We start from the raw sequence: 12,509 nt of genomic DNA, 5'->3' as shown, positions 1-12,509 counted from the left end.
TCATTCCGCCGGCGCGCCGTCGGCGACCGAGCTGTCGGTCCAGCCATCGGGTTTCGATTTGCGCGAGGCGATCAGCCGATCGATGCGCGGCTGCACATAGTCGCCCCAGATCCCGGCAAGACCGTTCGGGAAGGCCAGGACCACGGCGATGAACAGGCCGCCGAGGCCGAACAGCCACAATTCGGGGAAGGTTTCCGACAGGCTGGTCTTGGCGAAGTTGACCAGCAGCGTGCCGTAGATCGCGCCCAGGATCGACAGCCGGCCGCCGACCGCGGTGTAGATCACCATCTCGATCGAGGGCACGATGCCGACGAAGGACGGTGACATGAAGCCGACATTGAGCGCGAACATGGCGCCGCCGATCGCGGCGAACACGGCGGCGATGCAGAAGGCGAAGATCTTGAAGTTCGCGACGCTGTAGCCGGAGAAACGGACGCGGTCTTCCTTCTCCCGCATCGCGACCAGGATGCGCCCGAGCTTGGAGTGCCGGACGAACTGCGCGATCATGATGCAAACGAACAGGCACCCGACCTCGAAGAAGTACAGCACGATCTTGGCGTGGTCGGGCCGGATGTCCCATCCCTTCAGCGTACGCAGGTCGGTCATGCCGTTGATGCCGCCGGTGTAGCCCTGCTGTCCGACGATCAGGATCGTCATGATCGCCGCAACGGCCTGGGTGATGATGGCGAAGTAGGTGCCGCCGACCCGGCGCTTGAACATCGCGGTGCCGATGATGAATGCGAAGATGCCGGGGACGAGGATGATGGCGGCGATGGTGAAGGTGAGGCTGTTGAACGGCTTCCAGAAGAACGGCAGCGCCGTGATCTGATTCCAGTCCATGAAGTCGGGGATGCCGGGGGTCGACTGGATCTTGGTGTTCTCCACGCTCGACGCTTCGAGCTTGAGGAACATCGCCATGCAGTAGCCGCCGAGCCCGAAGAACACGCCCTGCCCGAGGCTCAAGATGCCGCCATAGCCCCAGCAGATCACCAGACCGAGCGCGACGAAGGCATAGGTCAGATATTTTGCGACGAGGTTGAGCCTGAAGACATCCAGCGTGAGCGGCAGCACCACCACCAGAAAGACCGCGAGCACCAGAATTCCGATCAGCTCCGATCGATTGAAGAACCGATTGTCGGTCATAACATCAGCCCCATTTCTTACTTGCGGACCTTGAGGGCGAACAGCCCCTGCGGCCGCAGCATCAGGATTCCGACAACGGCGAGCAGCGTCAGCACCTTGGCCATCGAGCCCGACATGAAGAACTCGAGGGTCGATTGCGTCTGCGAGATCGAGAAGGCCGAGGCGATGGTGCCGAGCAGGCTGGCAGCGCCGCCGAACACGACCACCAGGAACGTATCGACGATGTAGAGCTGTCCGGAGGTCGGCCCGGTCGAGCCGATCATGGTGAAGGCGCTGCCGGCGATCCCGGCGATGCCGCAGCCGAGACCGAAGGTGTAGCGGTCGACCTTCTCGGTGTTGATGCCGACGGCGCCGGCCATGATGCGGTTCTGCACCACGGCGCGCACCTGGCGGCCCCAGCGCGATTTGTACATCACATAGGCAACGGCGATGGTGATCAGGACGGTCAGGCACATGACGAAGACGCCGTTGATCGGCACTTCGATGCTGTCGGTGACGTGCAGCGAGCCGAGCATCCATTGCGGCAGCTCGACACCGACCTCACGCGCGCCGAACACGGAGCGATAGGCCTGCTGCAGCATCAGGCTGAGGCCCCAGGTCGCAAGCAGCGTATCGAGCGGGCGCTTGTAGAGATGCCGTATCAGCACCCATTCCACCAACATGCCCAGCGCACCGGAGGCGACGAAGGCCAGGATCATCGCGAGGAAGAAGTAGCCGCCGAACAGGCTCGGCATGTAGGTCTGGAACAGGTTGGAGGTCATCCAGGTGACGTAGGCCCCGAGGATCATGAACTCGCCATGGGCCATGTTGATGACGCCCATCTGGCCGAAGATGATGGCAAGACCGAGCGCCATCAGGACGTAGACCGAGAACAGGATCAGTCCTGCAAAGCCCTGCATGACGAAGATGGAGCCAAGGTCACCAAGCGAGTAGTCGCCGAACATCGATGTCCTCCGTCGGGGAAAGGGCCCCGCGTCGCGAGCAGGTTCGCGACGCGGGGGTCTTGGGCGCGGACTTGCGATCCACGCCAGGGAGAGGCTTGGTCTTGTGGGAAGGCGCGCCAGAGCGCGACTTACTGATAGCCCTTCGGGAACGGATCCGGCTCGACGAGATCGGCGGTCTCGTAGATCAGCTCGAACTGGCCATCGAGCTTGGCGCGTCCCACCCGGGTCTTCGACCACAGGTGATGGTTCTCGTGGATGCGCACATAGCCTTCCGGCGCGCCCTTGAACTCGACACCGGGCGAGGCCGCGGCGATCTTGTCGACGTCGAAGGAGCCGGCCTTCTCGACCGTCAACTTCCACAGCCAGGGGCCGAGATAGGCAGCCTGGGTGACGTCTCCGATCACGGTCTTCTCGCCCCAAGCCTTCTTGAACGCCGGCACGAAGGCCTTGTTGTTCGGATTGTCGAGCGATTGGAAGTACTTCATGCAGGCATAGGCGCCCGCGATGTTCTCACCGCCGATGCCGTCGATCTCGTCCTCGGTGACCGAGATGGTCAACAGCGGCTGCTTGGCGAGGTCGATGCCGGCGGCCTTGAGCTGCTTGTAGAAGGCGACGTTGGAGCCGCCGACGACGTCGGTGAAGATCACGTCGGGCTTGGTCAGCTTGATCTTGTTGATGACCGAGTTGAACTGGGTCGAGCCGAGCGCGTAGTACTCCTCGCCGACGACCTTGCCCTTCAGCACGTTCTCGACGTGCTTGCGCGCGATCTTGTTCGAGGTGCGCGGCCAGATGTAATCGGAGCCGATGAAGAAGAAGGACTTGGCGCCCTTCTCCTTGGCGATCCAGTTCAGGCCGGCGAGGATCTGCTGGGTCGCCTCCTGGCCGGTGTAGATCACGTTCTTGGACTGCTCGAGGCCTTCATAGAAGGTCGGGTAATAGAGCATGCCGTTGTACTGCTCCATGACCGGCAGCACCGCCTTGCGGGAGGCCGAGGTCCAGCAGCCCATGATCGCCGCGACCTTGTCGTTGACCAGCAGCTTCTTGGCCTTCTCGGCGAAGGTCGGCCAGTCGCTGGCGCCGTCTTCCTGGATGAACTTGATCTTGCGCCCGAGCACACCGCCCATGGCGTTGATCTGCTCGATGGCGAGCTTTTCGGCCTCGATCGAGCCGGTCTCGGAGATCGCCATGGTGCCGGTGGCCGAATGCAGGATGCCGACCGTGACCTCGGTGTCGGTGACAGCTAAACCCGTGGTATTGACCGCCGAGGTCGCCGGAGCCTGCGCAAAGGACGCCCGCGGCAGCATCGTGATGGCCGGCACGGCGGCCATTCCCATCAATAATTTGCGCCGGAGCGGCGACAACAGGCCCTTGTTTGCTTCGTCTGACATGAGCACCCCACTTTTGTTCGAGGACACGCGATTGGTGCCGTGAGGATGGCTCGAATTTGTGCAGCGCAAGCATACGCAAGATCGCGTATACTGCACCGCAAAATACCGACGTAGGCTTTTGGTACGGGATTTGCGAGGGCTCCGGGTCCGTATCGGGAGTGGGGTAAAGAGTGGCAGGGCGGCAGCGAATAGACCGCGTCAGGCGCCAGTACAACCAATGGGTTGCCAACCAGACGCTGGAAGACTACGCGCTGCGCTTCACCGCCAAGAGCGCGCGGCGATGGTCCGCCGCCCGCGTCGCCAACACCGCGATCGGCGCGATCTCCTTCCTGGTGCTCGAGGCGATTGGCGGCACCATCACCCTCAATTACGGCGTCACCAACGCCGCCGCCGCGATCCTCGTCGTCTCCGCCATCATCTTCTGCTGCGGCGTTCCGATTGCCTATCATGCCGCCAAATGCGGCATCGACATCGACCTCCTGACCCGCGGTGCCGGCTTCGGCTATATCGGCTCGACCGTGACGTCGCTGATCTACGCCTCCTTCACCTTCATCTTCTTCGCGGTCGAGGCGGTGATCCTGGCGACCGCACTGGAGATGTGCCTCGGCATCCCGCGCCCGATCGGCTACCTCATCAGCGCGGTCGCGATCATCCCGCTCGTGACCTACGGCATCACGCTGATCAGCCGCTTCCAGCTCTGGACGCAGCCGCTCTGGATCATCCTGCACATCCTGCCCTTTGTCGCGATCGCCTGGGCGAGCCCCCACTCCTTCACGGAATGGCGCAAGTTCTCCGGCGAGCACGGCGATCTCAACGGACATTTCGACCTGCTGCTGTTCGGCGTCGCATCATCCGTGGTGTTCTCGCTGGTGGCGCAGATCGGCGAGCAGGTCGACTTCCTCAGGTTTCTGCCGCGCGACCGCCGCGCCTCCAAGGCATCGTGGTGGATCGCGCTGATGAGCGCGGGGCCGGGCTGGATCGTGCTCGGTGCGCTGAAGCTGCTGGCCGGCTCGTTCCTGGCCTTCTTCGCACTGAGCCACGGCGTGCCGCCCGAAGAGGCCGCCGAGCCCGCGCATATGTATCTCGTGGCCTTTCGATACGTGCTGTCGGAGCCAGACCTCGCACTCGCCCTGACCGGCATCTTCGTGGTGCTGTCGCAGATCAAGATCAACGTCACCAACGCCTATGCCGGCTCGATCGCCTGGTCGAACTTCTTCTCGCGCCTGACCCATAGCCATCCCGGCCGCGTGGTCTGGCTGGTGTTCAACGTGATGGTGGCGCTGCTGTTGATGGAGATTGGCGTCTACAAGGCGCTGGAGCAGACGCTCGCGCTGTACTCCAACGTCGCGATTGCCTGGGTTGGTGCGCTGGTGTCGGACCTCGTCGTCAACAAGCCGCTCGGGCTGCGCCCGCCACAGATGGAGTTCAAGCGCGCGCATCTCTACGACATCAACCCGGTCGGCGTCGGCGCGATGACGCTCGCGATCATCGTCTCGATCGCGGCGTTCTACGGCCTGTTCGGCCCGACCATGAAGGCGCTGGCCGCCTTCGTCGCGCTGACGGTCGCCTTCGTCACAGCGCCCGTGATCGCGTGGCTCACCGACGGAAAATACTATATCGCGCGCAAGCCGAAACGGAGCTGGGCCAATATCGAGGCGATCCAGTGCTGCATCTGCGAGCACAGTTTCGAGCCGGAGGACATGACGTCCTGCCCCGCTTATGCCGGCCCGATCTGCTCGCTGTGCTGCTCGCTCGATGCCCGCTGCCACGATCTCTGCAAGCCGCATGCGCGCGCGCAGGTGCAGTTCTCCGACGCGCTCAGCAGGATTTTGCCGCAGCCGATCTATCAGCGGATCAACTCGCAGTTCGGCCACTATATCGGCGTGTTCGTGGTTTCCGCCGGTCTCGTTGCGCTGGTGCTCGGGCTGATCTACCTCCAGACCTCCGCGAGCGTGCATGGCGAGAACATGCTGGTCTCCAACGTGCTGTGGAAGGTGTTCTTCTCGCTCAGCATCATCATCGGCGTTGTGGCCTGGCTGTTCGTGCTGGCGCAGCAGAGCCGCCGCGCGGCAGAGGCGGAGACGCGGCGGCAGACCACGCTGCTGATCCAGGAGATCGACGCGCACAAGCGCACGGACGCCGAGCTCCAGCGCGCCAAGGAGGTCGCCGAATCCGCCAACCTCGCCAAGAGCCGCTACGTGGTGGGCCTGAGCCACGAGCTGCGCTCGCCGCTGAACGCGATCAGCGGCTATGCCCAGCTGCTCGAGCAGGATGCGACGCTGAACACCAAGCCGCGCGACCAGGTCCGCGTCGTCCGCCGCAGTGCCGATCACCTCTCCGGCCTGATCGACGGCATTCTGGACATCTCCAAGATCGAGGCGGGGCGGCTATATCTGTCGCGCGACGAGGTTCGCCTGAGCGAGTTCCTCGACCAGCTCGTCGGCATGTTCCGTCTTCAGGCCGCCGCCAAGGGCATCGACTTCGTGTTCAGACGTCCCGCGCATTTGCCGCTCGTGGTCTATGCCGACGAGAAGCGGCTGCGCCAGGTGCTGATCAACCTGCTCTCCAACGCCATAAAATTCACCCAGACCGGCAGCGTGCAGTTCGTCGTGCACTACCGCAGCCCGGTTGCCGAGTTCGAGGTGATCGACACCGGCCCGGGTATCCAGGGCGACGATCTGGAGCGCATCTTCGCGCCCTTCGAGCGCGGCGCGCTTGGCGTCTCGCAGCCCCAGACCGGAACGGGGCTGGGGCTGACCATCAGCCGGCTGCTCGCCGGCGTGATGGGCGGCGACATCAAGGTCGTGAGCACGGTGGGCACCGGCAGCACGTTCAAGGTCAAGATCCTGCTGTCGGAGGTCACCAATCCCCAGCGCATCGCGCCGGTGGAGGCCCCTGTCTCCGGCTATCACGGCCCGCGCAAGACGATCCTGATCACCGATGACGACCCCGTGCATCGCGACCTCCTGCGCGAGGTGCTGACGCCGCTCGGCTTCATCCTGCTCAGCGCGCCCGACGGCGCGGGATGCCTGGCGCTGGCGCAACATTGCCGGCCCGATCTGTTCCTGCTCGACATCTCCATGCCGGCCATGGACGGCTGGGCGGTGGCGGAGGCCCTGCGCGCCAGCGGCCATCACCAGGCGCGCATCCTGATGGTGTCGGCGAGTGCGCTGGAGGCTCACGGCACGCCGCTGGCGCAACCTTTCCACGACGGCTATCTGATGAAGCCGATCGACATCCCGCGGCTGCTGGAGACGATCCGCCAGCTCCTCAAGATCGAATGGCAGTACGGCTCGAACGAGATCGCGGTGCCGTTCTGGCGGCCCGAGAGCGGCTCACGGCCGCCGGTGCGGCACATCGAGGCGTTGATCGGGCTCGGCCAGATCGGTTACGTCAAGGGCATCCAGCTCAAGCTGGACGAGATCGGCAGCGAGCACCCGGAGCATGCCGACTTCGTCGCACAGATGCGGTCGCTGGTCGATCGCTTCGATCTCGACCAGTACATGGCCACATTGAAGACGTTGCATGCTTATGAGCATTGAACCAAAGAAGCGCGACGTCGCGCTCGTCGTCGATGATTCCCCGGAGACGCTCCGGCTGCTCACCGACGCGCTCGACGGCGCCGGGATGACGGTCATGGTTGCGCTCGACGGTGCCGCCGCGATGCGCATTGTCGACCAGATCACGCCCGACATCGTGCTGCTGGACGCCGTGATGCCCGGCATCGACGGGTTCGAGACATGCCGCCGGCTCAAGCGCGATGCAGGCCTTGCCAACGTTCCCGTGATCTTCATGACGGGCCTCGCCGAGACCGAACATATCGTGCGCGGGCTGGACGCCGGCGGCGTCGATTACGTGACCAAGCCGATCGTGATCGAGGAAATGCTGGCACGTATCCGCGTCCATCTCGGCAATGCCAGGCTAACCCAGAGCGCGCGCGCCGCGCTCGACGTCTCCGGCCGCTTCCTGTTCGCGGTGAACCGGCAAGGCAATTTGCTCTGGGCGACCCCTCAGGCCCAGAAGCTGCTGGCCGATCATCACGGCGCACAGGCCGACGACTTCGTCCTGCCGCCGTCGCTGCTGCAATGGCTGGAGCAGGCCAAGGGCAAGGGCAGCGCGAAGTCGCAAGCCGCGTCCTTGCCCGACAATCCGCAGCTGCGGTTCTATTACATGGGCGAGACCGCGCCGAACGAATTCCTGCTGCGGCTGTCCAAGGAAGCCGGCACGGCGCTGCCCCCGGAATTCACCAGCGAGCTCGGCCTCACCACGCGCGAAGGCGAGGTGCTGGCCTGGCTCAGCAAGGGCAAGACCAACCGCGACATCGCGCAGATCCTGGGATTGAGCCCGCGCACGGTCGACAAGCATCTGGAGCAGATCTACGCCAAGCTCGGCGTGGAGAACCGCACGGCGGCCGCCGCGATCGCGGCGAATGCGACGCGAAGGAATTCGTAACCACTCTGCAGGTGAGTTGGTACACCGTTCACCCAACAAACGGTGTCGTCCCGGACAAGCGCAGCGAAGCGAAGCGCAGATCCGGGACCCATAACCACAGGGAGATGTTTGGCGAAGACTCGGAGTTGCCTGCTCGCTCTATAACCACTGCCTGGGGGTATGGGTCCCGGGCTCGCTTCGCGCCCCGGGGACGACGGCGGAGTACGTGGCGAGCGCTAGCGCCCCTTACATCCGCGTCCCCTCACCCGTACACAAACGCCTTGTCATCCAGATCCGTCTTCGGAATCTCGTCCTTCTCGGTCCAGTAGTCCTGGCTGTGCTGCCATTCCGGCTTGTCGCCGCGCTTGGGCAGCAGGTTCATGTTGCGCATGATGTAGCCGGGGTTGAAGTTTTCCGGATCGATCCAGGGCAGGATCGGCATGTTGTGGTCCTCGGGGCGCAAGCTCACCTCGACCTTCTTCGCGCCCTTCCCCTTCATGTGGCCGAGCAGGCGGCAGACGAAATCAGCGACGAGATCGACGCGCAGCGTCCAGCTGGCGCGGAAATAGCCGAACACCCAGACCATGTTCGGCACGCCCGTGAACATCATGCCGCGATAGGTGACGGTGTCGCCGAAGGCGAGCGGCTTGCCGTCGATCTCGAAGGCGATGTCGCCGAGCGCAGAGAGATCGAAACCGGTCGCGGTGACGATGACGTCCGCTTCCAGCAGCTTGCCCGATTTGAGCTGGATGCCGTTCTCGACGAAGCACTCGATCTCGTCGGTGACGACGGAGGCCTTGCCGCTGGCGATGCCCTTGAACAGATCGGCATCCGGCACGAAGGCGATACGCTGGCGCCACGGCCGATAGGACGGCGTGAAATGCGTCTCGACGTCGTAGTCCGGGCCGAGCACTGCGCTGATCTGGCCGATCAGTTCTTTCTTCACCTGCTCGGGCTTGGCCAGACAGAGCTTCGTGAACGCGTCCTGCTCGAACAGGATCTTTCGCCGCACGATCTCGTGGATCCAGGTCTCGTCGACCTGGAGCCGGCGCAGCTCCTCGGCGATCTCGATGGCGTTGCGGCCGAGCCGGAAATAGGTCGGCGAGCGCTGCAGCATGGTGACGTGCGCGCATGCGTCTGCGATGTTCGGCACCAGCGTCGCCGCGGTCGCGCCCGAGCCGATCACGACGACCTTCTTGCCCGCGAGATCGATATCGTCCGGCCATGTCTGCGGATGGACGATGCGCCCCTTGAAGCGGTCCATGCCCTTCCATTCCGGCGTGTAGCCTTCCGAATGGCGGTAATAGCCCTGGCACATCCAGAGGAAGTTCGCGGTGAAGGTTTTTGCCTCGCCCGTATCGGTGGTCGTCGCCTCGATGGTCCAGAGATTTTGTTCGCTCGACCAGCTCGCGGAATTGATCTTGTGCTTGTAGCGGATGTGGCGGGCGATATCGTTGTCGTCGATCACCTCGTTCATGTAGGAGAGAATCTCTTCGGCGGTCGCGATGGGCGGCCCGACCCAGGGCTTGAAGCTGTAGCCGAAGGTGTGGAGGTCGCTGTCCGAGCGGATGCCGGGATAGCGATGCGTGCTCCAGGTGCCGCCGAACGTCGCTTGCGTCTCGAGGATGACGTAGCTCGTGTCCGGCAGTTGCTTTTCGATGTGATAGGCACTGCCGATGCCGGAGATGCCGGCGCCGACGATCAGCACATCGAAATGTTCAGTGGCCTGCTTGGTGGTGGCGTGACTGCGAACAGCGACATTCATTGTTGCTTCTATGCCTTGCTTGTTTTTGTGGCCGCCCTTGACTGGACGGCGCGTTTCCTCCGCGACGGCATGGTCGCCCATCGCGCTTCCGCTTCAAAATGACATAGATCAAGTCGCGGTCAAACTACAACGCTGCACCCCAGCTCCGCGCGGTCTGCAAAATCCAGTCGCGATAGAGCGTGAGCGGCGTGACACCGGTCAGGCCGCCGCAGCCTGCGGCGCCGTTTGGTCCCGTGGACCAGCTGATGAGCCCGACAAGCATCGTACCGTTCGGCTTGTCCTCGAACACAGGACCGCCGGAATCGCCGGTGCAGGCGCCAATTCCATCACGAACTCCGTTGGTTACGGGATCGACCAGCCGGATCTGCAGCGTGCCGGGCTGCCCCGTCGCGATGAGACCGGCAACACGCGTCGCGCCGCCGCTCTTGCCGTCACCGCGCGCGGTGACGCCGATACCGGCGATGACGAAGCGGCTGCCAACCTGGATCGGAATAGTCGGCGCCCCAACTACGACTGTCGATTTTCCCTTCAGTGGAATTTCCAGTTGCAGCAACGCCACGTCGGCGGTGGCGCGATGCGACTGCATCGCCTGAATGTTGAAGTTCGGATGGATCGCGACGGTGCGCACGTTCAGCAATTGCGGCGCGCCGTCGGCGCCGCGATCGACGATCTTGTAGTCGGCGCCAGGTTGCACGCAGTGGGCGACCGTCAACACCAGTTTCGGCGCGATCAGGGTGCCGGTGCAGAAATTGCCGCGCGAGCCGACGATGGTGACGACGGCGCGCGCGACGCCATCGGCCTGTGGCGTGCCGCCGCCGACGATGGCGTGGGCAGGCGTGGCGAGCAGCAGCGCAGCTGCGATGAACGTGGCAAGCTTCTTCATGGGAACACGCTTCGGCATCGGTGACGGCGGCGGATTGCTTCGGACTGGCTCTTGCCGATAGCGCATGCTAGCCCTCTTGGAAAGGAATTGACGAGGGCAGGATGGTGACGATCGAGGCGGTGATCTTTGATTTTGGCGGCGTGCTGACGAGCTCGCCGTTCGAGGCGTTCACGCGGTTCGAGACCGAGCGCGGCCTGCCCGCCGACATCATCCGGCGCACCAACGCCGCCAACCATCTCGAAAATGCCTGGGCCAGGTTCGAGCGGGCCGAGGTCGATATCGAGACCTTCGATCGCTTGTTCGCCGAGGAATCACGCGCGCTCGGCGCGGAGGTGCGCGGCCGCGACGTGCTGCCGCTGCTCCAGGGCGATCTGCGTCCCGAAATGGTCGAGGCCCTGAAGCGGATCAAGTCGCAATTCCGGACGGGCTGCATCACCAACAATCTGCCGGCGAACGCGATCGGCAGCATGACGGGACGCTCGCTTTACATTGCCGAGGTCATGGTGCTGTTCGATCACGTCATCGAATCCGCCAAGATCGGCCTGCGCAAGCCTGATCCGCGCATCTACCGGCTGATGGTCGAGACGCTGAAGGTCGATCCGAAGAATTGCGTCTATCTCGACGATCTCGGCGTCAATTTGAAGCCCGCGCGCGAGATGGGCATGACCACGATCAAGGTGACGAGCGGCGCGCAGGCGATCGCGGATCTCGAGAAGGCGACGGGGCTGAAGCTGGGGTAACCCCGGGTTCGACTGCCGTAGGTGGGCAAAGCGAAGCGTGCCCACCACAAGCAGATGGTGGGCACGGCGGCTTCCGCGCCTTTGCCCACCCTACGAGAGCCTACTCCGCGGCAGCGATCCGTTCCGGAAAGGCCGCCGCCAGGGAGTCTCGATCCGGCTTCAGCACGCCGCGTTCGGTGATGAGGCCGGTGACCAGACGCGCTGGCGTCACGTCGAACGCATAATTCGCGACTGGCGAGTTCTCAGGCACGATCCGCACCGTCTCCAAGCGCCCATCGGCAGTGCGGCCGGTCATGTCGGTGACCTCCACGCCGCTGCGCTGCTCGATCGGGATATCTCTGATGCCGTCATGGACGGCGAAATCGATCGTGGGAGACGGCAGCGCGACGTAGAACGGCACGCCATTGTCATGCGCGGCGAGCGCCTTGAGATAGGTGCCGATCTTGTTGCAGACGTCGCCATTGGCGGCGACGCGGTCGGTGCCGACGATGGCGAGATCGACCATGCCGTGCTGCATCAGGTGCCCGCCGGTATTGTCGGGAATCACCGTGTGCGGCACGCCGTGATGGCCGAGCTCCCAGGCGGTGAGCGAGGCGCCCTGGTTGCGCGGCCGCGTCTCGTCGACCCAGACATGGACCTTGATGCCGCGCTCATGCGCGAGATAGATCGGCGCGGTCGCCGTACCCCAGTCGACGGTGGCGAGCCAGCCGGCGTTGCAATGGGTCAGCACGTTGACCACTTCACCCGGCTTCTTCGCCGCAATCGCTTCGATCAGCGCAAGGCCGTTGCCGGCAATGCCGCGATTGATCTCGACGTCCTGCTCAACGATCTCGTCGGCTCGCGCATAGGCGGCTTCCGCCCGGTCCAGCGGATCGATCGGAACGAGCGCCGTACGCATCTCGTCCAGCGCCCATTTCAGGTTGATGGCGGTCGGCCGCGCCACGACGAGCGTGTCGTACGCGCGCTTCAGGCCGGCGTCGGAGGCATCTTCGCGCATCGCGAGCGCCATGCCGTAGGCCGCGGTCGCGCCGATCAGCGGGGCGCCGCGCACCAGCATGTCGCGGATCGCAACGGCTGCGTCCTCGCATGAGGTCAGACGCGCGATGACGAATTCATGCGGCAGCCGGCGCTGGTCGATCGCGCCGACCGACCAGCCGTCGCGCTCGCGCCAGATGCTGCGGAAGTGCTTGCCGTCGACCTTCATGGCATTCTGCC

9 protein-coding genes are annotated in these 12,509 nt (G+C 64.1%); 3 read left to right on the top strand and 6 right to left on the bottom strand.

Features of this window, described 5'->3' with window-relative positions:
* From urtC to urtA, 3 genes are all read right to left on the bottom strand, one after another.
* Positions 1 to 1,143 carry an urea ABC transporter permease subunit UrtC gene (urtC, locus tag ACVJ19_RS14820; RefSeq protein WP_453948502.1) on the bottom strand — a complete coding sequence of 381 codons (1,143 nt, stop codon included), beginning with the start codon at positions 1,141 to 1,143 and terminating at the stop codon, positions 1 to 3.
* Positions 1,144 to 1,160: 17 nt separating this feature from the next.
* Positions 1,161 to 2,087 carry an urea ABC transporter permease subunit UrtB gene (urtB, locus tag ACVJ19_RS14815; protein WP_453948503.1) on the bottom strand — a complete coding sequence of 309 codons (927 nt, stop codon included), beginning with the start codon at positions 2,085 to 2,087 and terminating at the stop codon, positions 1,161 to 1,163.
* 128 nt (positions 2,088 to 2,215) lie between these two features.
* On the bottom strand, positions 2,216 to 3,475 hold the full coding sequence (urtA, locus tag ACVJ19_RS14810; RefSeq protein WP_283022320.1) for an urea ABC transporter substrate-binding protein: 1,260 nt from the start codon (positions 3,473 to 3,475) through the stop codon (positions 2,216 to 2,218).
* 170 nt (positions 3,476 to 3,645) lie between these two features.
* Here urtA and ACVJ19_RS14805 point away from each other — a divergent pair, with 170 nt between their 5' ends.
* Both ACVJ19_RS14805 and ACVJ19_RS14800 read left to right on the top strand, forming a co-directional pair.
* Positions 3,646 to 7,017, top strand: a complete 3,372-nt coding sequence (locus ACVJ19_RS14805; protein WP_456739390.1) for a hybrid sensor histidine kinase/response regulator — start codon at positions 3,646 to 3,648, stop codon at positions 7,015 to 7,017.
* Positions 7,001 to 7,927 (top strand): response regulator, encoded by a 927-nt coding sequence (locus ACVJ19_RS14800; protein ID WP_453948504.1) that lies wholly within the window; start codon positions 7,001 to 7,003, stop codon positions 7,925 to 7,927. The genes ACVJ19_RS14805 and ACVJ19_RS14800 overlap by 17 nt, the downstream gene beginning before the upstream one ends.
* Before the next feature lie 241 nt (positions 7,928 to 8,168).
* Here ACVJ19_RS14800 and ACVJ19_RS14795 read toward each other — a convergent pair whose 3' ends face one another.
* Together ACVJ19_RS14795 and ACVJ19_RS14790 are read right to left on the bottom strand one after the other, a co-directional pair.
* Positions 8,169 to 9,671 carry a flavin-containing monooxygenase gene (locus ACVJ19_RS14795; protein WP_453948505.1) on the bottom strand — a complete coding sequence of 501 codons (1,503 nt, stop codon included), beginning with the start codon at positions 9,669 to 9,671 and terminating at the stop codon, positions 8,169 to 8,171.
* Positions 9,672 to 9,795: 124 nt separating this feature from the next.
* A complete protein-coding gene (locus ACVJ19_RS14790; protein WP_453948506.1) occupies positions 9,796 to 10,554 on the bottom strand; it encodes a S1 family peptidase in 759 nt (252 codons plus the stop codon).
* Positions 10,555 to 10,658: 104 nt separating this feature from the next.
* On the opposite strand from ACVJ19_RS14790, the gene ACVJ19_RS14785 reads away from it, so the two are divergent.
* Positions 10,659 to 11,294, top strand: coding sequence for an HAD-IA family hydrolase (locus ACVJ19_RS14785; RefSeq protein WP_453955085.1), 636 nt, complete (start codon positions 10,659 to 10,661; stop codon positions 11,292 to 11,294).
* A 100-nt stretch (positions 11,295 to 11,394) separates the two neighbouring features.
* On the opposite strand, the gene mtnA is transcribed toward ACVJ19_RS14785, so the two are convergent.
* The gene (gene mtnA, locus ACVJ19_RS14780) at positions 11,395 to 12,498 is read right to left on the bottom strand and encodes an S-methyl-5-thioribose-1-phosphate isomerase (RefSeq protein ID WP_453948507.1); all 1,104 of its coding nucleotides are present in this window, start codon (positions 12,496 to 12,498) and stop codon (positions 11,395 to 11,397) included.
* Positions 12,499 to 12,509: the final 11 nt, after the last annotated feature.

Source organism: Bradyrhizobium sp. USDA 376 (assembly GCF_054063675.1).
This window is presented reverse-complemented; position numbering and strand designations above follow the sequence as displayed.